The sequence below is a fragment of the Candidatus Poriferisodalis sp. genome (assembly GCF_965208925.1).
Classification (GTDB): domain Bacteria; phylum Actinomycetota; class Acidimicrobiia; order Acidimicrobiales; family Poriferisodalaceae; genus Poriferisodalis.
The window spans coordinates 2022934-2049094 of the sequence record NZ_OZ242364.1 but is presented as its reverse complement, the minus strand read 5'-3'; the positions used below and the strand labels follow the sequence as shown (position 1 = coordinate 2049094).

The window sequence follows — 26161 nt, the reverse complement described above, 5'->3', positions numbered from 1 at the left end:
GCGGATGCTCGACTGGTGACGAATTCCTCAGCAGACGCTGGGCCGGCCGCGGACCGGATGCCGGGCTGCACGTTCTGCGCGATCGCGGCAGGCGACGTCCCGGCACTGCGCTTCTACGAGGATGAGCACGCCGTGGCGTTCATGGATCGCCTGCCCATGACCGTCGGTCACTGCCTCGTCATTCCCCGGCGGCATGTCACCGATATCTGGGAACTCACCGATGACGACGCTGCACACGTGATGCAGGCGGCGCGCCGGGTGGCGGGCCTGGTGCGCGAGCGACTGCAGCCAGCGGGCGTGAACTTGCTCAACAACAACGGCGCCGCTGCAGACCAGACGCAGTTTCACTTCCACATCCACGTGATCCCCCGCTACGGGCGGGACCGGCTGCTGCACCCGTGGGAGCGGATCTTCGCGCCGGCAGGCGAGATCGAATCGGCGTACCGGTTGCTCAGCGCGCCCACCTCGCAGGCCCCGGCGGCTGCTACCCCGAACAACTAGCTTCGGGCGCCATGAACGACCGCTACGCCCCCTTCTCCGCGCTCCAGGTCACCGGTCCCGACGACGACGGCGTGCTCGAGATCGTGATCGACACGCCAGGTCGGCTGAATGCCGTGGATGCGCCGAAGCACTTGGCGCTGGCCGACATCTGGCGGGCGGTCGACGACGATCCCGACACCCGGGTGGCGGTCATCCGAGGCGCCAACGGCACCTTCTCCGCCGGTGGCGACTTGGACATGATCCAGGAGATCATGGACGACTTCGAGATGCGCCAGCGGGCACTGCGCGAAGCGCGAGACATCGTCTACAACATGATCAACTGCTCCAAGATCATCGTCTCGGCGATCGAAGGCGTTGCCGTCGGAGCCGGCCTCGCGGCGGCGCTGATGGCCGACATCTCCATCGCGGGGCGCAGCGCCCGGATCGTGGACGGGCACACCAGGCTCGGCGTGGCCGCCGGCGATCATGCGGCGATCGTGTGGCCGATCCTGTGCGGGATGGCCAAGTCGAAGTACTACCTGCTCACCTGCGACACGATCACGGGCGAAGAGGCCGACGACATGGGCATCGTGAGCAAGGCGGTCGATGACGATGACGTGCTCGACGAGGCATTTGCCGTCGCCCGCAGGCTGGCGGCGGGCAGCCAGAGCGCTATCCGCTGGACGAAGTACAGCCTCAACAACTGGATGCGGCTGGCAGGGCCCATCTTCGACACCTCTGCCGCCCTGGAGATGCTGGGCTTCACGGGCGATGATGCGCGCGAGGGTCACGCCGCCATCGTCGAGAAACGCCGCCCGAACTTCGCCTGATCGCGGCATCACCTCAGAACCTCAGGAGGGCGACGACATGGCACTGCTGGACCCGCCGGATGAAGAGCACCTGACTGCCCACGAGCGGGCTGCGCCAATGGCTGCGCAGAACTCGGGCCCGCTCCAAGGTGTCCGCATCATCGACTGCACCCATGCGCTGGCCGGGCCGTGGTCGACGATGATGCTGGCCGACTTGGGCGCCGATGTCATCAAGGTGGAACCACCGCGGGGCGAGCTCGCCCGCAAGATGGCGCCGTTCACCCGCGAGGACACCGAGCGGAACTTCGGCGCCGGGTTCGCCAACTACAACCGCAACAAGCGAGGCATAGCGCTCGACCTCACCGACGAGGATCAGCGGGAGCAGTTCCTGCAGCTCGTCGACACCGCGGATGCGCTCGTCGAGAACATGCGCGCTGGCGTGATGGATGCGCTCGGAGTGGGATGGGAGGTGCTCCACGAGCGCAATCCGAAGCTCGTGTACGGAGCCATCCGCGGCTTCGGCGACCCGCGCTCGGGCGAGAGCCCGTATGTGGACTGGCCGGCGTACGACGTGGTGGCCCAGGCCATGTCGGGCATGGTCTCGGCCAATGGCAGCGGTCCTGCTGACCGTCACGTCGTCGGCCCCTACATCGGCGACACGTACCCGGGCACGATCGGCGCCATGGGCGTGCTGGCAGCGCTGTTCCATGCACAGCGCACGGGCGAGGGCCAGTTCGTGGACGTGTCGATGGTCGATGCTGTGATGGCCCTGGGCGAAGTCGGGGTCACCCGCTACAGCGTGATGGGCCAGCCCGACACGCCGCCCAGCGGCAACAAGAACCAGTACATCGTGCCGTTCGACATCTTTGAGACCTCCGATGGGTCCGTTGCCATCGGCGCGCCCACCGACAATCACTGGCGGGAGCTGGCGGTGGCCATCGGCCGCCCGGAGTGGGCCACCGCGGACGAAACCCGCACCCTTCGCGCCAGGTTCCATCACCGCGACATGATCGTCAGCGCACTCACCGAATGGACCGCTTCGCACACCAACGCCGAAGTGCTCGAGGCCATCGGCGGCAAGGTGCCATGCGGCCCGGTCAACCATCCCGGCGACCTGTTCACCGATCCCCATGTCGCAGCCCGCGACATGCTGGTGTCGGTCGAGCAGCCGGTGGGACGGCCGATCGTGCAGATCGCGCCGCCGATCCGCATGAGCGCTACGCCGCCGGGCATCTACCGCCGCGCTCCCAAGCTCGGCGAGCACAATGACGAGGTGCTCGGCGAGCTCGGCGAGCACAATGACGAGGTGCTCGGCGAGCTCGGCGACGACTGATCGCGCCCGCCGGCAGAGCGGCGCGATCACGGGGCACCCCTGACCCACGGGTAGCGTGACCACAATGGGCAGGCGCAAGCGTCGAGTGCCAGCAGCGCGCATGAGGCCTTCTGGCTTCGAGCCCGTGGTCGCTGGCTTGATCTCGCCCCGCCGGGCGGTGCCCGGGCACATCGAGTTGCCGCCCTACGCGCTCAGCGGCACGTCATCGCCGGCACCGAGCGGTGTGGAACCCTCCGACAGCGCCACGATCGACGCCATGCGGTCGGCAGGCTCGGCAGCCCGACGCGTGCTGAGGGCCGTGGCCGCAGAGATCGCACCGGGCGTCACCAGCGATCATCTCGACGAGGTCTGCCACGAGACATGCATTGCCGAGGGTGGCTACCCGAGCCCGCTCAACTACAACGGCTTCCCGAAATCGCTGTGCACCTCGGCCAACGAGATCATCTGCCACGGCATTCCCGACGACCGGCAGCTGCGCGACGGCGACATCCTGAACTGCGATGTGACGATTTACGTCGGCGGCGTGCACGGCGACCACTCCGAGACGTTCCTGGTGGGCGACGTCGACGAGGCCTCGCAGCGGCTCGTCGAGGTCACCCGCGAGTCCATGTACCACGGCATTGCGGCGGTGCGGCCGGGAGCCCAGGTGTGCGACATCGGCCGCGCCGTCCAAGCCCGGGCAGAAGCCGAGGGGTACGGCGTCGTGCGCGAGTTCGTCGGCCATGGCATCGGACAGATCTTTCACCGGCTGCCCAACATCCCGCACTACTACGACCCTTCTGCACGCACTGAGCTGGTCGAGGGCATGACCTTCACTGTGGAGCCGATGATCACGGCGGGCACACCACGCGCCCAGCTGTGGCCTGACGGTTGGACAGCGATGACCGCCGACCGCAGCCGCACCGCGCAGTTCGAGCACACGGTGCTGGTCACCGCCGACGGCGCCGAATTGCTGACCGTGACCGACGACGAGCCGCAGCCGTTCCTGTCCGCCAGCACCGCGAGCCGGCTCCACGCCCACAACTGGCCCCGGCAGCTGAGCACGGCGGCCGTTCGAACCGGCTGAGCCATGGCTCGAACACGTGGGGCAGGTGCCGCTCGCGCTGGCCAGCTCGCAGCAGCACTTGTAGCGCTGGCAGCAATTGGCGGCGCCTGTGCCTCCGAGCCGGAGGCGGAGCCGATCCCGACGACCCTTCCCGTGCTCACCACGCTGCGCCCGCAGCTCACCACCACGACCATCGCCGCGCCGCCGCCGCAGCGTCGCATCTATGTGGTTCAGCCGGGAGACACCCTCAGCAAGATCGCCAACGGATTCGGCGTCTCCGTCCGGGCGCTCATGGAAGAGAACGGCAAGGAAGACACGCTGCTCCGCATCGGGGAACAGCTCGTCATCCCGCCGACCGTGGTCGGCGCCAACAGCTCGCAGTGACGAAGGCCCGTGACGTCTCCTGCTCACCGCGCCGGGGGGTGATGTCCGTGGCGATCGCTGTCGCGGCTTCCGGCATGGCGCTCGGATGCACCCTGCTGCCGGGCGAGTCTCGCACCGAGGCCTCCGCCACGACGGCTCCTGCGCACACGGCGGCACCGGCCACCACGACCGAGCCGCCGCTGCTGACCCCGTACACGGTGGTGCGAGGCGACACGCTGATCCAGATCGCAGACCGGTACGGCATTCACCTGAACGATCTGGTGCGGGTGAACAACATTGCCGACCCCACCAAGATCTTCGTCGGCCAGATTCTCATGATCCCGCCGCCGCCCGACCCCGATGCCGGACCTGCGCTCACCATCGCTCCCGCCACCGACCCCGTCCTCCCGCCGCTGCTGCCCACCACGACCGCGCCGCCGATCACGCTCGGCAGCAGTGGCAAGGGGCGGAACCTGCCGCTTGCTGCGCCATTGCCTTCCGCTCTCGTTCGCTCCGCTCACGGGCCGCTCGGGCCCCAGGGATCCGGATGATGCCGGCATCGTCATCGCCCGACACTGAACCGGCCGAAGCGCAGGACCCGCTGTCGGCGGCAGCGCGGCAGATCGCCCGTTTCGACGGTGCTGTCGACAGGTGGTGGGAAGTCCTGCGAGGCCGCAAGCTGATGGACCGGGTGATGTACGGGGCCTCGGATGTGGGCGAGTTCAGCCAGATCTGGCACGTGATGGGTGCGATACGAGCACTGGGACCGCGCCGGGAAGCGGCCGACGCACTGCGCTTCAGCGCACTCATGGCACTCGAATCGCTGGTCGTGAATCAGGGTGTCAAGCGGCTCTTCGCGCGGCGCAGACCCGGCACGGCCGCGGAGAACCCGACCCAGCACCGGCTCCGCCAGCCGATCACGTCCAGCTTTCCCTCCGGCCACGCCTCGGCGGCCTTCTGTGCCGCGGTCGTGCTGTCGCGCGGGTCGCGACTGGGACCCGTCTACCGGCTCGCAGCGGCCATCGTGGCCGTCTCACGCATCCATGTGCGCCTGCATCACGCGAGCGATGTCATCGCAGGCGCCGCCGTCGGCGAGGCAATAGGACGTCTGGCGGCCCGGCTGATGCGGCGCTGAACCGACCGCAGGGGCGGTGGAGCGTCGCTGACTCAGGCGCGGGCGACGTCCTGATCGGCCTTGGTGGCCGTGGGCAGCTCCGCTGCTTCGTCGCCCCGGCGCAGCAGTGTCCGCACGTCGAGCAGCACATCGGTGACCTCGACCGACGAGACCAGCTCGCGGCTGAAGAAGTCGCCCAGCGCACTGTCGATGACCTCGAGTGCGTCGGAAATGATCCGGGGCTCATCTGTCCGAGTCGGTTCCGTTGTCTCGGTCATCTCTGTTCCCTCCCGGCTCCCGACGCCTCTACTCATGTACTGGTACCGGCGGCGTTGCTGGCTGTGAGCCTCACCCTATCTCGCACCCGACGCCAGTCACCGTCAGTTCTCCGAGACTCACACAGCCGCCGACAATCGCCTGCAGCCGTACCGGCGAACCGCGCGACCGGCAGGTACGGTGCGCCGCCATGAACGCGAACGGACCGGCCGGTGCCAACTCGACGGGGACAGGGCCCTATGGCGTGACCGTCGGCAGCCTGGGAGTGCTGGGGCCCGCAGCGGTCACCGACATCGCCCGCTCCGCGAAGGCGCAGGGCTACTCGTCAATCTGGACCGTCGAGGCGACAGGGACCGATGCGTTCTCGTTGCTCGGCGCCGTTGCCCACGCTGCCCCCGGCCTCGATCTGGCAACCGGCATCATTCCAGTCCAGCTGCGCGCGCCCACCCTGGTGGCCATGACGGCCGCCACCCTGCAATCGCTCAACGACGATGCCGACGTGCTGGTGGGACTCGGCGTCTCGGCGCCGGGCATCCTCCGCCAGCACGGTCAGCCGCCGCCTGATCGCCCCATCGCGATGATGCGCGAGTACGTGGCGCTGCTGCGCGAGTGCCTAAGCGGCGAACAGGTGACCTTCGAAGGCGACTTCTGGCAGGTGCGCAGGTTCCGACTCGCCATGCGGCTGGGCGAGCGGCGCCCGCAGATCGTGCTCGCAGCGCTCAACCCCCAGATGCTGCGTCTGGCAGGCGAGGTGGCCGACGGTGTCCTGCTCAACTACCTGCCCGCTTCGCACGTCGGGAGCGTCGTGGCCGAGGTGCGCAAGGGCGGCGACGCGCAGATCATCTGCTACGTCCACGCCGCCGCCGGCGAGCTCGAGCGCTCGGCCCGCTCGGCGCAGCGGGACCTGCTTAACTACGCGATGGCCGACGGCTACGCCAGTGCCTTCCGGGCAGCGGGCTTCGGAGACGAGGTGGACGAAGCCCGCGCCCGCCAGTCCGAGCGAGATCGAGACGGCGCCCTCGCTGCGATCTCGAACGAGATGATCCAGGCGATCGACTTCATCGGCACCCCGGCAGAGATCGCCGCCTTTGCCCGGGAATATGTCGATGCAGGGGTAGAGCACCCCGTGCTGATGCCGCTGCCGTGGGGCGAAGACCGGCGCGCCGTGACAGACGAGACCATGGCGGCTTTTGCCGCCGCGTTCGCTTAGTCCCCCGCTCTCGAGCGAGACGCCGCTGGCTTCGTTGCTGGGCTCAGCCTGGACAGGTCAATCGGCGGCGGCAACTCCCACGGGACATGACTGGCCGGTGCTGCCCAAGCCGCAGTAGCCCCACGGGATCTTGTGCAGGTACTGCTGGTGGTAGTCCTCGGCGTAGTAGAAGGGCCCGGCCAGGCAGATCTCGGTGGTGATGGAACCCAAGCCGGCATCGTCGAGCACGGCCTGGAACATGTCCCTGGATGATTCGGCAATCGCCAAATCGTCCTCGTCGGACACATAGATGCCCGACCGGTACTGCGTCCCGATGTCGTTGCCTTGGCGCATGCCTTGGGTGGGATCGTGTCCTTCCCAGAATGCCTTCAGCAGGGCTTCGAAGCTCGTGACCGACGGATCGAACACGATCAGGGCGACTTCGTTGTGCCCGGTCATCCCCGAGCAGACCTCTTCGTAGCTGGGGTTCGGCGTGATGCCGCCCGCGTAGCCCACTGCCGTGGTGTACACGCCGGGCAGCTGCCAGAAGATGCGTTCCACTCCCCAGAAGCAGCCCATGCCGACCACCAAGTGCTTGAAGCCATGAGGAAACGGCGGCGTCATCGGTGTTCCGAGCACGACGTGCGCCGGAGCCACCGGCATCGTCTGGCTGCGCCCGGGCAGCGCAGCGTCGGCATTCGGCAGCTCCAGCTTCTGCGACCACAACGCCACGGTTCTTCCTCCTGCTCTGCCACAAACGCTACTGGCGACCGGGCGACCACCCAGCGCGGACGACCGCTGCCCGCAGCACTCGATGGCGCTGCCTCGTAGTGTCAGGCACATGAGCGAATCGCTGATTCCGGCCGAAACGCTGGAGCGCGTCGGCGAGGTGCTGTCGGGACCGGTCACCGTGGTCATCGACCGTCGGGAGGCGCAGCGCTACGCATATGCCGTCGGCGATGAGAACCCCATCTACTTCGATGAGGTCGCGGCCCAGGCGGCCGGGTACCGGACGCTGGTGGCGCCGCCCACCTACGTCACCCATGCGGTTGTGCAGCCGAGAACTGCATCAGACCTGCGCACGGACGGCCTGTACCGCGAGGGCACCCGGATCCGCCTGCAGGTCGACCGGGTGATGTTCGGCGGCGAGGAATGGGACTTTCTCGCGCCGGTCTGCGTCGGTGACGAGATCACCGCCACCGTCCGGCTCGCCGCGGTCGACCAGAAGGAGGGCCGCAAGGGGCCCTTCGTGCGACAGGTGCGCGAGACCACGTTCGTCAATCAATTCGGCGACGAAGTCGCCCGTTCCCGCATGATCGGCATCGCACGATGAGCCCAGCACCATGAACCCAGCTAGCGGCACGGCCACGGCAGTCCCGGACCTCGCAACGCTCGAGGCCGGACAGGAGCTGCCCACCATGCACAAGTTCCCCGATGAGGCGCAGCTGTTTCTGTACAGCGCGGCGAGCCACAATCCGCACCGGATCCACTACGACCGTGAGTACGCCCGGTTCGAAGGACATGACGACATCATCGTGCACGGTCCGCTGCAGGGCGCATGGCTGACACAGTTCGTGACTGACTGGGCGGGCCCCGCCGCCCGGCTGCTGGGCGTCACGTGGCAGAACCGCGCCAGCGGTCTGCCAGGCGAGGAGCTGGTGTTCTCGGGCACGGTGACGTCCGTCGATCCCGAGACTGGGATCGTCGAATTGGAGATCGCCGAGCACACCTCCGACGGAAGACTGCTCATGCCGGCGACAGCTAGGGTCCGCCTGCCCACCGCGTAGCCCCAGGAGACCACCGCGCATGAAGATCGCCGTCGACTTCCCGTCCATTGCGTTCCGGGAAGGTCCCCAGCGTGTGCTCGATCTAGCCAAGGCCATCGAGGACCTGGGATACGACGAGATCGCCGCATTCGACCATGTGGTGATGGGCCACCCAGGCGAAGGCCGGTTCACCATCTACCCCGCGAACATGCCGATTCTCGAAGCGCTCATGCTGCTCGCGAACGTGGCGGCGGTGACCGAGCGGGTGACGCTGTCGACTGAGGTGCTGGTATTGCCGCAGCGCCAGCCGGTGCTGGTGGCGAAGCAGATCTCGACGCTGGACACGCTGTCGAATGGGCGGGTGCGCCTTGGCATCGGCGTGGGCTGGCAGGACTCGGAGTACGACGCGCTCGAAGAGGATTTCGGTACTCGCGGCAAGCGCATGGACGAGGCCATCGACCTCATGCGGACCTACTGGGCCGGCGGGCGCATCGAGTTCTCGGGCGAGCACTACAACAGCCACGACATGGGCATGGAGCCCGTCTCGCCGCAAGGTGCCGCTATCCCGCTGTGGATCGGCGGCGACAGCCGCGCCGCGCTGCGACGCACTGCCCAGAAGGGCGACGGCTGGATGGCGTCGGGCGTCAGCGACGAGCGGGCGCTCGAGTGCATGACGGAGATCCGCCGCCGAGCCGAGGAGGACTTCGGCCGCGATCCCGACTCCATCGGCATGCAGCTGATGCTGGCCCCGCCGCCTCGCAGCGACGCCGACAAGGGCTTCTACAAGGACTTGGACGCCATCGGCGAGCGGGCCGCCGTCGTCAGGGCACTGGGATTCGACTGGGCCTCGGTGAACGTGACTGCCATCTTTCAAGCCGGCGCCCGCTCGGTCGAGGCGATGATCGACCGGCTGGGCGAGATCATCGAACGCATCCGGGCCGAGACGGGTTGAGCCCTGCTGAATCACCCGCTGACACAAAGACCACAGGACAGAACAGGACAAGCACCATGAGCCAGCCGCAACTCATCATCGACAACCTCAAGGCCTGCTGGGCGAGCTGCAAGGAGTTCTACGGCTCGCTGGAGGGCGACCAGTGGGACGTGCAGTCACATTGCCCTGACTGGACGGTCCACGGCGTGCTGGTGCACCAGGTGTCGGTGGAACAGGCCCTGTCGGGCTGGCTGCCTGAATCGGTGGAGACACCTCCCCCGTTCGGCGATATCGCCGGCTACGTCTCCGCAGCCACGGCCATGAGTGGCCCGGAGCTGACGGCGTTGGCCGCCGAGGTGTGGGACGGTCGTGCCGCGCAGCTCGAGGCGCTGGACGAGGAGGTCTTCGAGCGGGGTTCGATGACCCCGGTGGGGCCCGGCACCTACGGACGGTTCATGGCCATCCGCGAATTCGACCACTGGATGCACGAGCGCGACTGCCGCACCCCGCTGGGGATGCCGACTGACAATGGTGGCCCGGCCGCAGAGATGGCGCTGAACGAGGTGCATCTGTCCATCGGTTACATCGCGGGCAAGCGCGTGGGCCTGCCCGACGGCGCCACGATGCGCTTCGACGTCACCGGTGCCGTCGAGCGCGACATCTATGTGCAGGTCGATGGCCGGGCCCGCGAGGTCGACCACGTCGAGCATCCCGACGTGACGCTGCACTGCGACTCGATGGCGTTCATGGATCTCACCTGCGGGCGCATCGACCCCGAAGTGCCGATTGCCGCTGGCCTGGTCACGTGGTCGGGCGACGCGAAGATCGGCGCTCACGCCGCCCGCAACCTGCGCTTCACGATGTAGCAGGCGATCCTTGCCGCTTGGGGCGCGGGCCCCGCATCCCACAACTTTCGATCAGACAACCAAGGAGCACTTCATGTCCGACACATCCCTGCCCGTGCGGCACCTGTTCAGAATGGACATCGACGCCGACCTGTCGAATGCCACCCGGATCCGCGGCGGACCCGCCGGCACCCGGATGGTCGCCTCGGTCGACAGCGGCACCGTCACCGGCGAACGCATCAACGGCACCATCCTGGGCCCGTCAGGCGACTGGCTCTACCGGTCCGCCGACGGCACCATGCATCTCGACGTGCGCATCTCGATCCGCACAAACGACGATGTCGACATCCTGATGGAGTACCAGGGGAAGATCTACCCGGACGGTTCGCCGCGTTCCGCGCCCACCTTCCAGACGTCGATGGAAGGCCCATACAACTGGCTCAACAAGATCCAGGCCATCGGCATCGGCTCGATTGACGACGGCAAGCTCGCCTACGAGGTCTACGAGCTGCTGTAGGCGCGTCGTGCTGTCGCAGGCGGTGCGGCGGGCCGGCTCATCTCGCGGCTGAGGGGCCGCGCGGGTAGCCGAACCACATCAGCGGGATGCACAGCGCCTGCAAGATCCCGAGCAGCAGCCACATCCAGTTGTAGAGATGCACGTCGTGGGTGCCGCCGAGCACGGCGATCGCCGCGGCCACGCCGACGGCCGCCAGCCCATAGCGCAATGACTGGTGGACGCCGTTGGCGGTCGCGATCGAAGCGGTCGGAATGTCGGCGAGCGCCGCCGAGTTGAGGTGGCTGGCCAGCACGCCCAAGCCGAGCCCGAACAGCATCGTCGAGGGGAACATCGCGACCCAGTAGCGCACGCTGGCATCCAGGAAGAACAGCAGCCAGAGCATCCCGCCTGTGGCGAACACTGATGCCAGGGTCATCAGTCCCCGGAAGCCGTGCTTGTCGGCCCAGCGCCCGCTCAGGATCGCCACCGCACCCGAGACGACCGGCGCCGGCGTAAACGCCAAGCCGACCCCCAGCAGGCTGTAGCCCCAGACGCTGGTGAGAAAGAGCGGCCACAGGAACCAGCTGGTGAAGGCGCCGATCATCGACAACGCAACGGCGACGTTGGCGACGGCGAAACTCCGAATCCGGAACAGGCGCGGATCGAACAGCGGCTCAGGGTGCCGGGCCGATCGCAGCAAGAAGAGCGGCAGCAGGATCGCTCCCCCACCGAAGCACGCCAGTGTCCAGGTGGACGACCAACCCCAATGACGGCCCTGCAGTGTTCCCAGCACGATCAGGAACACCGCTGCGGTGCCCATGAACACGCCGAGCAGATCCAAGGGTGTGCTCAGGTCCCGTTTGGCCGTCTCGTACAGGAATCTCAGCGAGCCCAAGAACGCAAGGGCCGCGATGGGGACGATCGCCAGATAGACGCCCCTCCAGCTTGAGATCTCCAAGATGACCGCCGCCAATCCCGGCGCGATGCCGGAGGCGACCATGCCCGCCGCTGCCCAGATACCGATGACGCTGGCTTGACGGCCTGCGGGGAACTGCGGCAGGACGAGGGCCAGCGACGAGGGAACGGTCAGCGCTCCGCACAGGCCTTGGATGGCGCGGGCAGCGAGCAGGATGCCGACGTCGGGTGCGAACCCCGCAATGATCGACGAGACCACCAGCCCGAGCACGCCTGCACGGAAGACCAGCAGGCGGCCGTAACGGTCGGCCAGCCGTCCCCCGACGATGATCGTCGAGGCGAACGCGAGCGCATATCCGCTGACGATCCAGCCAGTGATGGCATCGGAGACCCCGGGGAAGGAGCGGACGATGTCGGGGAACGCCACGTTGGTGACCGTGACGTTGACGGTGCCGAGCACGAACGCCAGCGATCCCGTCGCCAGTGCGAGGCCGGCCCGGCGGCGAGGCAGCTCGGCATCGCCGGCGGACCGCCGCTCGATCGGGAGCGGCTCGGCTTGGTGTGGCGTGGCGCGATCGATGCGCGGCGGTGCTGCGCCGGCCGCGCTCGATGCCAGGCGCGATGCACCGTCGGCGAGCCGGAGCTGGACGACCTGCGGTGTGGGGTTCGACGCTGAAGGGAGGTCAGTCATCGCCCGCCGGGGGACGACGATCGCGCAGGCCGCTGAGCCGAGTCGGATGTGCAGCGAGGGCTTCTTCGATGGGCTCGGTCCCCCACCCGGGTGCATCGCCCAGCACCAGGTGGCCGTCGACGTAGTTCGGTGCGATCGTGACGATCTCGTCGTCCCAAGCGATCCGGTCGATGTCGGTCTCCATGATGATGATGTTCGGCGTCGCCGCTGCCCAGTGGGCATTCATCATCGTGGCGAGGTGACCGTAGAAGTTGTGGGGCGCGACGCTGTGACCCATGCCGTCGGCCATCGCGGCCATCTTGGACGACTGCCAGAAGCCGTTCCAGATGCCGTCGATGATGGGTACATCAAGTGAACCGGCCTGCAGGTACGGGTACAGCTCGCGCACGCCGAACAGCGACTCTCCCCCGCTGATCGTGCAGCCGGCCTTGGAGCGGATGTGCGCCATGGCAGCGGGATGGTCCGAGTCGATCTCGATCCAGAACATGCCGAAGTCGGCCAGCTCGCGCACGATGCGGGCGTAGCCCTCGGTGCGGGCGTTGAAGTTCAGATCAAGCAGCAGGTCCATGCTGTCGCCGGCGCCGTCCCGGAATGCCTGCAGGGTCGCCCGGATCTCGTCGATGAGCTGGCGGGACACGTTGAGCTCGGGAGCGAACGGTGTGCCGAAGCCCGGCAGCCAGCCGCGCAGGCCATCGGAGGTCTGGCGGAAGATGTTGGTCTTGAGGGCGGTGAAGCCCTTCTCGGCAACCTCGGCGCCGAGCGCACGCACACCATCGAGATCGGTGATGCGGTTGCCGTAGATGTGCCCGAGGTTGATGCGCCAGGTGCCGCAGTGCGACCAGTACACACGGATGCGGTCACGCACCTTGCCGCCGAGCAGGTCGTAGCAGGGCACGCCGAGCGTGCGCGCCTTGGCATCGAGCAGCGCGTTCTCGACAGCGCCGATGGCCTCGCCGATAATGCCGCTCGCGGCTTGACGGGTACGGGCGAACAGGTGCTGGTACGTGGGCTCGTGGTCGAAGACCGAGCGCCCGATCACCAGCGGCGCCAGGGCCTCGATGGCCGTGGTGAGGCCGGGCGAGGCGAACCCCTCGTCGTACTCGGCCCAGCCGACCACGCCATCAGCGGTAGTGATCTTCAAGAAGTAGTAGTTGCGCCACGCCGCGTCGCACGACAGTGTCTCGACGCGCTCCACCACCGTTCCGCTATCCGAAGAGCCACTGCGCCTCGCCGCGTCACTCATTGCTGCCCTCCCGGTTCAGGTGTGCCGAGCCACTCACCGGCCCCTGAAGCTAATTCGGGGCCGGTGGTACGATCCGGCTATGACGGCTGTCACGCTGAACATCGAACCGCTCGATGCCACGTTCGGGGCGTGGGTGCACGACATCGAGCTCCGCTCCATCGACGACGCCACCTTTGAGGCCCTGCACGAGACGTGGCTGGAGTACGCGCTGCTGATCTTCTCTGATCAGTTCCTGACCAACGACGAGCAGGACGCGTTCGCCCTGCGCTTCGGCAATCTGGAGTTCAACGCGGCACCCATCTCGAACGTCGGCAAGGACGGCAAGGTCCACTACGAGCCCAGCGACGACCTCGTGAAGTCGCTGCAGGGCAACTGGGGCTGGCACCACGACAGCACCTACATGCCGCTGCAAGCCAAGGGCGCGGTGTTCACCGCCGAGCTGGTGCCCGAAGACGGCGCCGACACCGGCTGGGCGGACATGCGCGCGGCGTACGACGTGCTGTCCGACGAAGACCGCGAGCTCGTGCACACGCTGGAGGCGCACCACTCGCTTTACTACAGCCAGGGCCGGGCGGGGCTGCTGCCGAAGAAGAAGGACGACGGCACCTACGGCATGTACGGCTACCACGACATGGACATCTCGGTCCGGCCGATGGTGAAGTACCACCCCGACACCGGTCGGCCCAATCTGCTGATCGGTCGGCATGCGCACGACATCATCGGCATGGACCCAGATGAGTCTGTGGCGCTGTTGGACCGGCTCAATCAGGAGGCCTGCCAGCCGCCGCGCACCTACCAGCACGCATGGACCGCCGGCGAAGCCGTGATCTGGGACAACCGCCGACTCATGCACCAGGGCGTGCCGTTCGACATGTCCCAGCCCCGCAAGATGTGGCATTCGCGCATCGCCGGCGAGATCGAGTCGGAACTGGCGCTGAACCACACCGCAGAGACGGCGGGCTTCAAGCACGGCCGCGACGCCATCATGAACTCGGTCTCGTAGCCAAACCGCTGCTGGGCCGAAAGGAGCAACGTGGCTGCATATGTCATCACGCGGGTCAACGTCACCGATCCGGACCAGTACGAGAAGTACAAGGCGCTGTCGCCGGCGGCTGTCGCCGAGAGCGGCGGGAAGTTCATCGTGCGCGGCGGTGATTCGGTGACCCTTGAAGGTCCTGAGGAGAACCGGCGCCTCGTCGTGCTGGAGTTCCCCGACACGGAATCGGCGAAGAACTTCTACGACTCCGAGAAGTACCGTCACGCCCGCGACGTCAGGGCTGGTGCTGCCGAATTCCAGATGGTGGTCGTCGAGGGCGTCTAGCCCGGCCGCCGCATGCGTCTACGGTCCGGTACTGAGCACACAGGAGCAGGCAACATGGCGCGCAAGTCGATTGAGATCGAGAGCTTCCAGCACGCGAACCCGATTCCGGCTGCGACGCGGATCGGGCCGTTCATCACGAGCAGCATCACGCCGCCGACCAATCCCGGCGGCCGCGACGTCCCCGACAGCCTGGAGGAACAGATCGACAACCTGTTCACCCATGTCGGCCAGATGCTCGAAGGGGCTGGCGCCACCTGGGACGACATGGCCAAGATGACGTTCTATGTCACCGATCCGGCCGCGTCACGCCCGGCACTCAACGGGCCGTGGATGGAGCGCTTCCCCGATCCCGAGTCGCGGCCCGCTCGTCACAACATGAAGGTGGAAGGCGGCGGGCCGGTGCAGATCTCCTGCACCTTCGAGGCCTACGTCGAAGACTGAGCCGCCGAACTTCAGTCGTCGACCTCAGGCAGTCCGACCCCGCTGTATCACTCTTCGGCGTCGGGCAAGCCGACCCCGCTGTATCACTCTTCGGGGTTTCCGACCCCGAAGCTGATCTGCCCAAGGGGGCCGAAGTCGGCGACGACGGCGTCGCCCGGGCGGATGGTGCGGGCGCGGATGAACGAGCCCGACAGGATCGTGTGACCGGCCGACATCGTGACGCCGAACTCGTGGAGCTTTCGGGCCAGCCAAGCCACCGAGTTGAGCGGGTTGCCCATCACGGCGGCGGCGGTGCCGGACTCTTCGAGATCGCCGTTCAGGTACAGCGCACCGCCGATGTGGCGGATGTCGACATCGGTGAGCTTGGTGGGCCGGCCGCCCACGATGATGAACCCGCATGAGGCGGCGTCGGCGATGCTGTCGGCAACGCCGGCCTGGGTGCTGCGCCGGTTGTAGCGCCGGTCCACCACCTCAACGGCGGGCAGTATGAAGTCGGTTGCCCGCATCACGTCGATGGCGTTGATGTCGGGCCCGCCCAGATCGGACTTGAGCACGAAGACGATCTCGATCTCCACCAGCGGGACGTTCAGGATCGAGGCGGGCACGATGGAGCCCTCGTCGAGGAACCAGTTGTCGAACAGCGTGCCGTAGTCGGGCTCGGTGGCGCCCGATGTCGAACGCATGGCCTTGGACGTGAGGCCGACCTTGTAGCCCTTGATGACGCGGCCAGCCGCCACCTTGGCGTCGGTCACGTACTGGCCGATGGCGTAGGCGTCTTCGTTGTCGGCGCCCGGGTAGGTGTCGGTGATCGGGTCGATCCACTCGCGGGTGTTCTCGGCGTGCAGCAGCGCCGCGGCCGCTTCACGCCGCTGCTCGTCGGTCATCGCCATGTCGTGCTCCCCGTCTCCGGTGCTCCAGCGCGCCTCATCGCCAGTCAGCCGAGAACGCTAGAGCTTTCGTCGCCCTGCCCATCCGTCGGCTCGGGTCACGCGAATCCGAAGATCGGCGGGAAGGCCACGACGACGAACGCAGCCCAGGCGGCGTAGATGCCGAAGTGAGCGGTCTGCCAGCGCACGATGTCGCCGAAGGGGCGTCGGTGGCGCCACAGCTCCAGATAGAGCCACACGCTCCCGGCCAAGTTCACCAGAAAGATGACGTTGATGCCCATGATCGCCGTCCGGTTCGGGCTCCACCCGAAGTCGGCGATGCGGCCGATGACAGCCACCAGCGTCAGGACACTGGTGAGCAGTCCCGCAGCGGCGAGCACAGCAGCTGCGCCATCGAAGAACCCCGGCCGATCGCTCGGGCGTCGCGCGGCGCTGCAGAACAGCAGCAGGCCCACAACGAAGCCCAGCAGCACGTTGAACAGGATGAGCGCCTCTCGATCGGCTTCGATGCTGCGGCCGGTCGCCGGCACTGCCATGAGGAACACCACCAGCATCGCCGCGAACAGCGGGGTGAAGATGTACGCCAGCAGTGAGGCGAATCTCGAGACGGCACCAGCCCAGAACTCGACGAGCCAGGCGGTGACAACAACGGCACCGGCCGACCCGGCGACCATCACCCACTCGGTCATCCATCTCGTGTCGATGTCGAGGGCCACGAAGGCGCCGACGGTCAGGGCGCTGAATACCGCGCCCGCCAGCGCTATCAGCACGCCATACACAAACCACTCGCCCGTGAAACGCACATAGTCCATGCGCGGGCTTGGCAGCCTCCAACGTTCTCCGGTTCGGGCCAGGCCGGTGACCAGCCACAGCAGCACCGGCAGGTGCAGCACGGCGAGCACGAACGTGGAGCTGTCGTCGTCGAACGGATACGCGTTGACGACCGCCGCCGAAGCAGCGACGACAGCGCCGATGACGGCAATCACCCAGTACGGCGGCTGCTTCAGCCACACGAACCAGCCCGCCAGCGCCGGCAACACGAGCAAGCTGAAGTTGCGCGCATAGAAGCTGGCGTCGTCGGAGTCGGTCAGACTGAATCCGAAGGCCTCAGGCAGTCGCACCGCAATCGCTGCTGTCACCGCGAACGCCGCCATGACCCAGAAGCCGCGCCGCTCGGAGCCCCGCTCGTCCGTCTCCGTCGGCGCAGGCTCGGGTTCGTCCCACAGTCCGGCAAAGCGCTCCCGAGCGAAGGCCCTCACCTCGGGGTCGCTCCCGGCCAGCCGCCGCGCAGCAACCAGCAGCGCCTCGTCTGCGGCGAGGCCCGCTGACTGCAACGCCTCAGTCTCGACCCTCAGGCCAGCGTGAGTGACCGGCGGATCCGCAGCCACGCGGTCCTCGGACTCAGTCATTGCGCGACTCTGAGTCAGGGCCCGGCTGGGCTTCAGTCATCGTCGGTCTCGCTCCGACGCAGCCGGGAGCGCTCCCGAGCTGGCTAGTAGGTCGAGTTGCCCCAGGTCTCGTCGAAGACGATCTCCGACAGCGGCAGGCGGTCCAGCTTGCGCGGGAACGGCGTCGCCCGGTAACCGACGGCGATGTGAGCCGCGGTGGCCACGCCTTCGGGAATGTCCAGCATCTCGGCGACCTGCGGTTCGTACATGCACAGCAGCGTGGTGAGCGCAGTGCCCAGGCCGGCCTCGCGGCAGCCGAGCAGGAAGTTCTGCACGGCGGGGTAGATCGAGCCGCCGCCCACGACGCTGAGGCGCCCCAGCTCGGTGTCGGTGGGATGGACGCCGTCGATGTAGCCGCAGGCCACCACGATCACCGGCACTTCGGCGAAGTGCTCGGCGAAGTGGTCAGCGCTGTCGAGCAGGCGGTTGGCCTTCTCGCCGACGATCTCGATGTCGCCCGACCGGGCCATGCCCAGGTAGGCCTTCCACGGCTCCAGGTACCACTCCTGCAGCTGCCGCTTCTTGGCCTCGTCGCGGACCACGATGAACCGCACGGGCTGGCGGTTGCCGCCTTGCGGCGCGTGCCGTGCGTAGTCGAACGCCTGCTCCAGCGTCTCGTCCGACACCGGATCGGTCGTGAAGTACCTCGTCGTCATCGACGTCAGTGCTGCTTCGCCAAGTTCCATGACTTCCTCGTTTTCTTGGATTGCGCCGTTGCCGGCCCGACGCCGATCCACGCCGACGACGGCGCCACAGTACCCACCAGACGCGAGCAGGATCGCTCAGAGACGAAGGCGTTTGGCGCGTCTGATCTCTTGGCTGACCGGATCCACCTCGAACCTGGCCGACTCAAGTGCCAGCACGCCCAGCAGCGGCTCGCAGCCCGGCGGTCCGTATACCACCCTGACGAAGGCGTCTGAGTCCATGAACTCGAGCCGCGCCCCGGTGAAGTCGGCGGTCTGGCTGCTGCCGTCGGCCAACTCGTAGGAATCGCTCCCGTAGGGCCGCAAGCCCAACTCCTCCAGACGGTCTCGCGGCACCAGCGTGTCGGTCGACCCGGTGTCCACTAGGAAGCGCCCCTCCCAGGAGCGCTCGGGCTCAGCAGGGCTGCGGACCGTGACGTTGGTGAAGGTGAATCCCATGATGTCTCCGCCTTCACAATCAGGCTGCCGCCACTGCCTGGTACTTCGATTTCTGACGAGAGTGCGTTCGGCGAGTTCAACTCACCGTTCCGCTCGTAGTCGGAGGTGAGCGGCAGTCAGATTAACGCAGGCCACGCCGCTTACCAGTCGTGCCAGATCACTCGGCAAGCTATACCAACAGGCTAGAACGCGCGTGAATGTAACTTTGCCTCCGAGGCGTGCGTCAGCGGTTCTGGTACAGCCTATGGCGCAATATTGAGCCATGGCGACAAACGATCCCAGGCCAGTCCGCAAAGCAAGGCTGAGCGCTGAGAGATAATGTCCGCATTCCATTCTTCGTTATACGCTGCAACGCCAGCAACTATCGGCAAGTAATCGTTATCCACCAATACCTCCATGGCGATATCGAGTCCAGCGTCCTTCATCTCCTGTCGTGCAGTCTCAATTTCTTCTCTATTCCTCGCTGCCAGTATCCGGTACATCATACGCTTCTCTTGCCAGGGCCTGTTCGAAATCAGCGAATTGGCCCGTGTTGGCAGCAACAAGAGATTGCCAAGACAGTCCTTCATTCCAGTATCTCTATAGATCGAGGTAGACCAAGTTGAGCCATCACCTGGATTCTGGGGGGCGACATGTTCTACAGTGACGCTTCCACTATCCATCCACTTCTCGTAATTCAGTAGCGGCAGCACGCCTGGCCGAGCACGCTTGATCAAACCCGGTTGAGTAGGATCAACCGTCGTATCGTGTGTAGCTGCTAGCAACAGCAGACGGGCGAGGTCCTTGTTGTGATGGTAGATTGCGACATTCGAAGCGGCCGCGACCCAAGCGTCACGTGAGTCTAAACCCTCGTCCCGTAGCGCAAGACGGAAGTACGAACACAGAGTCTCGACATCCAAGGCGTCCTCGTCGGCAATCAATCGTGCCAGGGCTGGAATGCCGGTCTCCGGCCTACCTTTTGCAAGTAGGTCTCGGTGTGCGGCGTCGATACCCGAGGTTCCGCCCTTTGCCCCTCTCCAAATGGCCAGAAATGCCGTCACTGCTCGCAAAACCGTCCCGATGTTGACATCTTGATCATGGCGTTGAGCAGAGTAGAATCTCGTCAATACACCGATCGCAATGCGGTGATTTGTCGACTGCAACACATCGAAACACAGCTTCTCTTCCGTATCCAACGGCTCAAGGCCGATAAGCGATGGGCCAGATGGACTCCATGTACTCTTGTCCCAGGCTCCTTCGAGTAGTTGTGCAGTGTGCGACATGTTCTGTAGGAAGACATCACGTTCTTCGGTTCCGCTGTTGTCGTATGTACTTCTAAGGTAACGCCGTTGGTCGCTCAGTCGCTTTGACAGTTTGTAGCCGGACTCCGCGAGCGCAAATGGGATGAGGAGATTGCTCGTAGCAGAGAGTCGATTCTGTGCGTTCTCAAACTGCTCAAGATAGGTCTCAACCTTCGACAGATGACCATGTGCGGGCGACCCCTGGTATTCGGAATGTCCTTCTTCACGTATTACACGCGGTCGGAATGTCTCAAATGCCGTAAGTGGTTCTCCAGTCGTGTTTAGCGACTCGAACATGTCGAATGCGTAGTCTTCCGATCGCGTAGTGACGACGGTAACTGCGACTCGATGCAATGCAAATCGGGCGAAGCCGAGCAACCTGAATAATTCTGCATACCTGCCGTTCGCTGAATCATTCAGCGCATCAACAACCGCCGGCGGTAGCTCATCGTTAAACAAGGTAAGGGCGAGGTAGCCAGCATCTCCGAATAGCGCCACCTCGGGGAAATCAATGTCTGAATGTGTTCCTAAAGCAATCGCCCGACGAATAGTACGGCGTACAAGCTCGTAGCTCCGTCCCAGCGGTCGCTCGCCTGTGGGTCGGAATGTTCCCGAGCTATCGGAGCGACAGTGCCTACCATATTGATGCAGCAAATCTGCAATGTCTGATTCGTACTGGGCTTCATTGTCGAGTCGAGACCACTTATCCAGATAAGCGCGCGTCATGCGTGGATACCATCGATAGTCGCCATCGCCGTGGCTCATATCCTCTTCAAGAGTATCTCGGAGCTCAGATAGTGTCTGGAGGCACTGCTGAAAAAGCCACTTTGACGCATCATCATTGGGCTTATCGAATCTCAAGTGACGATTCGTTAACTCATCGTGCAAGACCATGTTAAGCAATAGCAACGTGGTCAGCCGTTGCTGACCATCAATCACGGTCATCACTTTGCTAGGGACCTGTGCCCTGACGAGCGGATCGATGGTCGTGTAGTCGGTATCGTGGATGGTGATTAGCGTGCCAATGAATGCAGTTGCATCGTTGCGCTGCAGCAGTTGATCGAGACCATGTACAATGTCATCCACCAAACGCTCAATATTCTCACGTCCCCACGAAAACGGACGTTGATAGGCTGGGATATAGAAGCACTGGCCGCGCTCACGCATGAAATCAGCAGTGCTTTTGGGGTAGGCCTCGAATACGTCCGAAAGTTTCTTGATCGTCACGGTGCGTCTCCTAGGATTAGCGTTCGAGAAGCTTTGTTGCAGTAATTTGTCGAGGCCTGATTTGTATGCGCGTGAAGCGAATGTCTAAGTCTATTGTCTCGGACTTGCATGAGAGTTTCCGTCAAGCTCACCATTGGAAGCCACAGCCCCGGGCCGCATAGAGTCGTCGATGCCTTGTTCGGCAGCGGCCAAGAGTCGCGGCCACGGGACATCGAAGTAGCTATGGGTATGTCCGACACGCGCCACTTCTCGCATCATGCTTTGTATCTGGTGAGTTGCCTTCGACCCACTTGGAACCTGTTCTTGGCGTGCTAGAACAGCGACAACTGCTGCGCGTGCGGGCGGTGCAGACAGAGATGTTACTCGTCTGATGGACCATAGAGCCAAGTTCTCCCACACGGTCGGCTGCCGAAGTGCTTCGTGCGCTTCAGCCGTCGTGAGTTGGTCGCCGTGGCGTGCGGTTTCCTCGCTCACCTCTAGTGCCACCCGCCAACGCCACCATGCCATCGCAATCGGACAATCCGTGAGTGGCGATACGTTTCCGCGCACACGACGCAGGCCGCCCACGCGTCGCAGAAAGTTGCGCGTGCGTGCTTCGCCGTTATCGGCCTTAGGTCCGTCGAAGAAGACTGCTCCAAGATCACTGCCGAACAGAAAAGATCGCATCCAGAAGGCGTGGCACAAGGTCCAAAAGGCCGGATCGGCGGCCTGAGCCGGGACGATGCTCTGGTGGAGCCGAATGGCAATCTGCCCTTCTGCGAAAGCTGGCAAGCTGCGCATTTCCGCGACCGTGAGTGGCTTCGGAAGCACAGGGATCGCATCCGCGCCAATGTCCGCCTCGCTGACGCCGAGTCTCCCGAGCAGGTAGGCGAATGCGGCCGAGGGCCCGGCTTCAACCGCCTCCGCGAGAGTCTTCTGTTCTTGCGCTACGCGCTGCTGAGCCTGTTGTGCCTCGTCGCTGCCTTGGTTGCGATACAGCTTTGGCTCATAGATCAATTGCCGCTGCCAATCCTCGAAGCGGCCAAGATCGATGATTCTCGCCAGATCCGCCGCACTCATTCTTCGTCATCCTCATCAAGATCAACGTGGAGGCGCTCCAGCAGTGTTGCCATTCGTGCTGGGTCGAAACTCTCCGGGTTGTCCCACGTCTCAATGTCTGCGTCTGTAAGGCGCTCGCGCAATTCTTGCGCCATTGGGTGATCCCAGTTTTCTTGTTCAGGACCCATCGTGCTGCCCGGCAGCCGTGCGCAGGCTGCGATTAGCCCAGCGATCCAGACATCACGGTCACGGTAACGGTGGTCGTATACGTCGGCAGCCAGCCGCACGACAAAGCACGGCGTGGACCCGTCGCTGTCTTCTGAAACCGACATCTGGCCAGGCTCGAGACGGCCCTCGTTATCGCGCCGGAACTTCACGAGTGAGGCCACGAGCGGCGTCACTCGGTAGGCCTCTCCGCGGGCCAGCCACCATCCTGCGGGAACGGTCAACGTACCCGCCGCAGGCCATGCGAAAGGATTGAGGCCGGTGGAATCCAGACGCAACTCGCGCGCCGCTACCAAACCGGTCACGAGGAACGTATCGCCAACAGCCTCGTCCTGAGTCCACGTCATCCTCTGCTGAGGCAAGTGGGCCCGAGTCTGACGACTCAGCAACGTTCGCGGACACCTGAACTCCGTGACCCACTCCGCCTCACCTGCCTCAATCAGAGCCTCAAGAATCGGCGCGTCCTTCAGGACATGCTCAACGTCAGCCTGGCCATCCCGAAGCGTGATCTTCGTGGCGTACCTCGCGCTGATCCAGTCGAGGCGAGAGCCGTCAGCGGCCAAGACGGGTAACGGCGCCCCCGTCACCGACTTGTGCCTGTCGTAGAGGTGTGCGTGACCACAGAATCGGCTTGTGACGCGACCGGATGAGCCAAACCACTCGCATCTGCGACCAGCCCGTCAGCCGTAGAGGCCGTGCCGTCGGAATCACCGGGATCGGCCTCGCCATCCGCTTGAGGCCGTTCTTTGGGCGGTATTCGCTTTACGATGTCGACTTCTAGCAGTCCAGGCTGTGAGGCCGCGTCCGCCAAACGAATCGTTAGCAGCCTCTCCCCCGAGACAGCCGGCAATGTCAGCTCGAAGTCACCTGCACTACTCGAAGCCCTCGAGCTGTTTCCTGACTCGTCGACGATCCGCCGGAGCCGGAGCCAACTGTCTGGCAGCGGATTGTCGCATGTTCCATCGGATCCCGAGGCGACCCGAATTCGAACTCCAATGGTGCTGCCTACGGTGACTTCCTCGTCGTACGCAATCAGGGCTTCGAGGACATCGGCTTGGCCGCCATCCCTTAGAGACGACCGGTAGCGCGGGGTCGTCCCCCGCTGGGGCTGTCCAGCGCGCCTCGGTGACGCCTTACTGCCTCCAGTCTTCTTCTCACCCCGCGAAACGTCGCTCTCGCCGCTCCCACCTCCCGCAGGGAGCCGCGGGCGCTTGACTGTTTCAGCTGCTCTGACTTGGTGTCCTTCGATGGTTGCAAACCCAGGGGGCGTGAACTCGGTCAGATCGCGACGCTTGCCCACTGCTTGGCGAAGCCTGTCCGCAACCCCTGACACAAGCTCACGTAGCTTCGCCTTCTCGGCGTTGCTCAAACGGCGTCGATCGATGCCCCGATGCTCAGGGCCCTCGGCGCTACGCACGAGATCCTCTAGCGGACCAGTGTCCAATGAGAGCACAGCATCAAATGCGTATACGTTGGAAAAGTCCGAGGCATTGAGACCGGGTGCGTTCGAGGTAATCCACATGCCTTTGCGGAACACGTGAACTTGGGTTGACGAGCGCTCTTCGTCCTCAATCGATCGCCAGCGCACCAAGGTGCCGTCCGCCACGTTGATGCGAGATCCGGCATCGACCGTTTGCCATGCAGCATGAGCGCGCGAGCCGTTGATCTGTCCTTGCTTCGGCGCTCGACGCTGGCCTGCCGTCGGACCCAAGATCGCGCCGAGCGTCTCTGCTGTCACCTCAGCTACGGACCCCAGCTGCTCATCCTCCACGATTACGTGGAGCCGACCCGCGTGAACGGCATCGGAGAAGTTGGCCGCAGCAACACGACAGATCGACTCGGCAGCGGTGGGGTCGTCGTCATCTCTATAGAAATCGTTGAAGCCAACGATGCACACCACAGTGCCGGTGTCAACCACCTCATCCAGGTGCTGAGCGAGCAGATCTGGCGGATTCCGCGGGTAGCTGGTGTGGCTACCGTCGAATGCCATTTCACCTTGGCCGAGACGAAACCAGTACCCGTCGGCCGCTAGTTCGTGACCGGATTCGTCCGAGTCTCGATGGCTGGCGAGAATGGTGTGGCCCGATGAAATCGTCCTCAAGCGTTCGTCGGAATCGCCTCGATACTTGGCTGCATAGAGCACATACCGCAAGTTCGACGCGCCGAACGCCGCGTGATGTCCGAGACCAAATGAACCGGCACCTTGCTCGCCCTTGCTGGTGTTGCCTGGCGTGAGCAACGCGTCCATACGGTGCCCGTCAAGGCCTACGCCGTTGTCCACGCACAACAGCAGGGGGATCTCCACTTCGCTGCGAGCGCTCTCAATCCGCTCGATGACCATCTTCTCGTCGTGCGAAGGTGAGCCTCCGTGCCACTGGTAGCGGGCTTCGAGAGCCCTCTCGAAGGCGTGCTCGTACGCCTCCCAGCCCGGGATCATGCGCCGGGGAACATCGGTGATGCGAAATCGCACCTGTGCTGCGCGACCAGCCTGATGCGCAGCATCAAGGCTGTTCTGCAACAACTCGCGCACCACTGGCTCAGCGGAGCCGTCAAACTGTGCGACAACTCCACTGGTGAAACCACATGGCGCATGGGTGCGCCCGAAATACAGGTCAGCGCGCTCTTGTTCCATAGTGCGATCCCTTAGTCGGTGCAATCGCACGCTGGCGTGCCGTTGGCGTAGCGATCATCCTCCGGCGGACGGCCGAGCGCCACTGCTTGGAAGGACGTCTTGTTGACGCCGAAGAATCCGAACCGCGACGTACCGCCACCTCCGCGGCGAGGGATAACTCGTGCGTGGCGCCGCTCAAAGTCTGCCCACCAGTCAACATCCGTTGGCGTGTCGAGGAGTCGCCGCGAGTCCCCAGCCGTCGCCAGCTCAGCCAGTTGTCGTGTCCCCTTCATGAAGCAGAAGACGCAATTCCCGGCACCCAACGGAATGTCCAAGTCAAAGTCGCGCTGCGCCCAAAAGGCAGCGATGTCGTCTGCTTCAAATCCGCTGTCGTGCAGCGGGAAGTACGGCCGCTCACCGGGCGGTTGTGTCTTGACGGTGCAGGCCGCGGAAGTGGCACCTTCGGCATAGAGCGTCCTCGACAGCACCCGGGCGACACGACCCGGCTCGTCGGCGCGTAGACCCAGCAGCCGCACATGCTGGGCTGCACCTGGCCCTCGCATCGGCGCCGGCTTCGCCCCGTCCGGCGGAATGGGAACTGGGACCGAGGTGAAGTCTTCCCAACGCTGATGAGGCCGGGAGGGCGCGTGAGTGGCAAGATACGCGGCGCGTCGACGAACTGACTCAAGTGATGCCGTGCCACCGTTGCGCACGTAGCGCTGCGCGACCCTCTCAGGATCGACCAATCCCGAACTGGCGTTAGTGCGGGCAACGTCGGGCAACGTTTCACACCCGGGTGATTCGCATCGGTGGTCCGACCAATGGTGGCCAGCATGTCCCGGACCAGCAGTACCGCCCAGCCACTCTCCGAGCAACTCATGAGATGGGTACAACTTCAGCTTCGCTGTGCAGGTCCGAGAGTGCGGGTTCGGCAACATGCCCTGCAACGACACCATCTCTTCAAAGAGCTCACCGCGCGAGCGATACCCGTCAGGGTCGTCTTCGAGGGGTACCGGTTTGACGAGTCGGTACGAGGCCTTGCGGT

The 26161-nt window shown here is 65.0% G+C and carries 29 protein-coding genes; 16 read left to right on the top strand and 13 right to left on the bottom strand.

What is annotated here, in order from left to right; translation table 11 throughout:
* Positions 1 to 15 precede the first annotated feature (15 nt).
* From ACOGI5_RS09085 to ACOGI5_RS09055, 7 genes are all read left to right on the top strand, one after another.
* Positions 16 to 501 (top strand): HIT family protein, encoded by a 486-nt coding sequence (locus ACOGI5_RS09085; protein WP_419864104.1) that lies wholly within the window; start codon positions 16 to 18, stop codon positions 499 to 501.
* 11 nt (positions 502 to 512) lie between these two features.
* On the top strand, positions 513 to 1310 hold the full coding sequence (locus ACOGI5_RS09080) for an enoyl-CoA hydratase/isomerase family protein (RefSeq protein ID WP_419864103.1): 798 nt from the start codon (positions 513 to 515) through the stop codon (positions 1308 to 1310).
* A 37-nt stretch (positions 1311 to 1347) separates the two neighbouring features.
* On the top strand, positions 1348 to 2622 hold the full coding sequence (locus ACOGI5_RS09075; protein WP_419864102.1) for a CaiB/BaiF CoA transferase family protein: 1275 nt from the start codon (positions 1348 to 1350) through the stop codon (positions 2620 to 2622).
* 100 nt (positions 2623 to 2722) lie between these two features.
* Positions 2723 to 3688, top strand: a complete 966-nt coding sequence (map, locus tag ACOGI5_RS09070) for a type I methionyl aminopeptidase (RefSeq protein WP_419864101.1) — start codon at positions 2723 to 2725, stop codon at positions 3686 to 3688.
* A 3-nt stretch (positions 3689 to 3691) separates the two neighbouring features.
* Entirely contained in the window at positions 3692 to 4051 is a 360-nt protein-coding gene (locus tag ACOGI5_RS09065) for a LysM peptidoglycan-binding domain-containing protein (RefSeq protein ID WP_419864100.1), read from the top strand.
* Positions 4052 to 4098: 47 nt separating this feature from the next.
* Positions 4099 to 4581 (top strand): LysM peptidoglycan-binding domain-containing protein, encoded by a 483-nt coding sequence (locus tag ACOGI5_RS09060; protein WP_419864099.1) that lies wholly within the window; start codon positions 4099 to 4101, stop codon positions 4579 to 4581.
* Positions 4581 to 5165 (top strand): phosphatase PAP2 family protein, encoded by a 585-nt coding sequence (locus tag ACOGI5_RS09055; RefSeq protein ID WP_419864098.1) that lies wholly within the window; start codon positions 4581 to 4583, stop codon positions 5163 to 5165. The genes ACOGI5_RS09060 and ACOGI5_RS09055 overlap by 1 nt, the downstream gene beginning before the upstream one ends.
* Positions 5166 to 5197: 32 nt before the next feature.
* Here ACOGI5_RS09055 and ACOGI5_RS09050 read toward each other — a convergent pair whose 3' ends face one another.
* The gene (locus tag ACOGI5_RS09050; RefSeq protein WP_419864097.1) at positions 5198 to 5422 is read right to left on the bottom strand and encodes a hypothetical protein; all 225 of its coding nucleotides are present in this window, start codon (positions 5420 to 5422) and stop codon (positions 5198 to 5200) included.
* 188 nt (positions 5423 to 5610) lie between these two features.
* Here ACOGI5_RS09050 and ACOGI5_RS09045 point away from each other — a divergent pair, with 188 nt between their 5' ends.
* Positions 5611 to 6630: an LLM class F420-dependent oxidoreductase gene (locus tag ACOGI5_RS09045; RefSeq protein ID WP_419864096.1), complete on the top strand. Its 1020-nt coding sequence runs from the start codon at positions 5611 to 5613 to the stop codon at positions 6628 to 6630.
* Between the two features lie 57 nt (positions 6631 to 6687).
* Here ACOGI5_RS09045 and msrA read toward each other — a convergent pair whose 3' ends face one another.
* Positions 6688 to 7341, bottom strand: a complete 654-nt coding sequence (gene msrA, locus ACOGI5_RS09040) for a peptide-methionine (S)-S-oxide reductase MsrA (RefSeq protein WP_419864095.1) — start codon at positions 7339 to 7341, stop codon at positions 6688 to 6690.
* Positions 7342 to 7450: 109 nt separating this feature from the next.
* Here msrA and ACOGI5_RS09035 point away from each other — a divergent pair, with 109 nt between their 5' ends.
* From ACOGI5_RS09035 to ACOGI5_RS09015, 5 genes are all read left to right on the top strand, one after another.
* Entirely contained in the window at positions 7451 to 7942 is a 492-nt protein-coding gene (locus ACOGI5_RS09035; RefSeq protein ID WP_419864094.1) for an FAS1-like dehydratase domain-containing protein, read from the top strand.
* 10 nt (positions 7943 to 7952) lie between these two features.
* The gene (locus ACOGI5_RS09030) at positions 7953 to 8396 is read left to right on the top strand and encodes a MaoC/PaaZ C-terminal domain-containing protein (RefSeq protein WP_419864093.1); all 444 of its coding nucleotides are present in this window, start codon (positions 7953 to 7955) and stop codon (positions 8394 to 8396) included.
* 19 nt (positions 8397 to 8415) lie between these two features.
* Positions 8416 to 9327: an LLM class F420-dependent oxidoreductase gene (locus ACOGI5_RS09025; protein ID WP_419864092.1), complete on the top strand. Its 912-nt coding sequence runs from the start codon at positions 8416 to 8418 to the stop codon at positions 9325 to 9327.
* Between the two features lie 56 nt (positions 9328 to 9383).
* Entirely contained in the window at positions 9384 to 10172 is a 789-nt protein-coding gene (locus ACOGI5_RS09020; protein ID WP_419864091.1) for a maleylpyruvate isomerase family mycothiol-dependent enzyme, read from the top strand.
* Positions 10173 to 10245: 73 nt separating this feature from the next.
* Complete coding sequence (locus ACOGI5_RS09015) at positions 10246 to 10668, top strand: DUF3237 domain-containing protein (protein WP_419864090.1); 423 nt, start codon at positions 10246 to 10248, stop codon at positions 10666 to 10668.
* A 37-nt stretch (positions 10669 to 10705) separates the two neighbouring features.
* Here the strand turns inward: ACOGI5_RS09015 and ACOGI5_RS09010 are convergent, their stop codons facing one another.
* Positions 10706 to 12253: an MFS transporter gene (locus ACOGI5_RS09010; protein ID WP_419864089.1), complete on the bottom strand. Its 1548-nt coding sequence runs from the start codon at positions 12251 to 12253 to the stop codon at positions 10706 to 10708.
* Positions 12246 to 13496, bottom strand: coding sequence for a mandelate racemase/muconate lactonizing enzyme family protein (locus tag ACOGI5_RS09005; RefSeq protein WP_419864088.1), 1251 nt, complete (start codon positions 13494 to 13496; stop codon positions 12246 to 12248). The genes ACOGI5_RS09010 and ACOGI5_RS09005 overlap by 8 nt, the downstream gene beginning before the upstream one ends.
* Positions 13497 to 13575: 79 nt before the next feature.
* Here ACOGI5_RS09005 and ACOGI5_RS09000 point away from each other — a divergent pair, with 79 nt between their 5' ends.
* The 3 genes from ACOGI5_RS09000 to ACOGI5_RS08990 are packed head-to-tail and all read left to right on the top strand — an operon-like array spanning position 13576 to position 15258.
* On the top strand, positions 13576 to 14499 hold the full coding sequence (locus tag ACOGI5_RS09000) for a TauD/TfdA dioxygenase family protein (RefSeq protein WP_419864087.1): 924 nt from the start codon (positions 13576 to 13578) through the stop codon (positions 14497 to 14499).
* 30 nt (positions 14500 to 14529) lie between these two features.
* Positions 14530 to 14817 (top strand): DUF1330 domain-containing protein, encoded by a 288-nt coding sequence (locus ACOGI5_RS08995; protein ID WP_419864086.1) that lies wholly within the window; start codon positions 14530 to 14532, stop codon positions 14815 to 14817.
* Positions 14818 to 14871: 54 nt separating this feature from the next.
* Positions 14872 to 15258 carry a RidA family protein gene (locus ACOGI5_RS08990; protein ID WP_419864085.1) on the top strand — a complete coding sequence of 129 codons (387 nt, stop codon included), beginning with the start codon at positions 14872 to 14874 and terminating at the stop codon, positions 15256 to 15258.
* A gap of 83 nt (positions 15259 to 15341) precedes the next feature.
* On the opposite strand, the gene ACOGI5_RS08985 is transcribed toward ACOGI5_RS08990, so the two are convergent.
* From ACOGI5_RS08985 to ACOGI5_RS08945, 9 genes are all read right to left on the bottom strand, one after another.
* Positions 15342 to 16148: a 2-keto-4-pentenoate hydratase gene (locus tag ACOGI5_RS08985; protein ID WP_419864084.1), complete on the bottom strand. Its 807-nt coding sequence runs from the start codon at positions 16146 to 16148 to the stop codon at positions 15342 to 15344.
* Between the two features lie 95 nt (positions 16149 to 16243).
* Positions 16244 to 17554, bottom strand: coding sequence for a hypothetical protein (locus ACOGI5_RS08980; protein ID WP_419864083.1), 1311 nt, complete (start codon positions 17552 to 17554; stop codon positions 16244 to 16246).
* A gap of 83 nt (positions 17555 to 17637) precedes the next feature.
* A complete protein-coding gene (locus ACOGI5_RS08975; RefSeq protein ID WP_419864082.1) occupies positions 17638 to 18279 on the bottom strand; it encodes a nitroreductase family protein in 642 nt (213 codons plus the stop codon).
* A gap of 96 nt (positions 18280 to 18375) precedes the next feature.
* On the bottom strand, positions 18376 to 18735 hold the full coding sequence (locus tag ACOGI5_RS08970; protein ID WP_419864081.1) for a clan AA aspartic protease: 360 nt from the start codon (positions 18733 to 18735) through the stop codon (positions 18376 to 18378).
* A 242-nt stretch (positions 18736 to 18977) separates the two neighbouring features.
* Entirely contained in the window at positions 18978 to 21242 is a 2265-nt protein-coding gene (locus tag ACOGI5_RS08965) for a DUF262 domain-containing protein (protein ID WP_419864080.1), read from the bottom strand.
* A 90-nt stretch (positions 21243 to 21332) separates the two neighbouring features.
* The gene (locus ACOGI5_RS08960) at positions 21333 to 22301 is read right to left on the bottom strand and encodes a hypothetical protein (RefSeq protein WP_419864079.1); all 969 of its coding nucleotides are present in this window, start codon (positions 22299 to 22301) and stop codon (positions 21333 to 21335) included.
* A complete protein-coding gene (locus ACOGI5_RS08955) occupies positions 22298 to 22852 on the bottom strand; it encodes a hypothetical protein (protein ID WP_419864078.1) in 555 nt (184 codons plus the stop codon). Before ACOGI5_RS08955 ends, ACOGI5_RS08960 begins: the two co-directional genes overlap by 4 nt.
* Positions 22853 to 23088: 236 nt before the next feature.
* Positions 23089 to 25137: a hypothetical protein gene (locus ACOGI5_RS08950; RefSeq protein WP_419864077.1), complete on the bottom strand. Its 2049-nt coding sequence runs from the start codon at positions 25135 to 25137 to the stop codon at positions 23089 to 23091.
* 11 nt (positions 25138 to 25148) lie between these two features.
* Complete coding sequence (locus ACOGI5_RS08945) at positions 25149 to 25679, bottom strand: hypothetical protein (RefSeq protein WP_419864076.1); 531 nt, start codon at positions 25677 to 25679, stop codon at positions 25149 to 25151.
* Between the last annotated feature and the right edge of the window lie 482 nt (positions 25680 to 26161).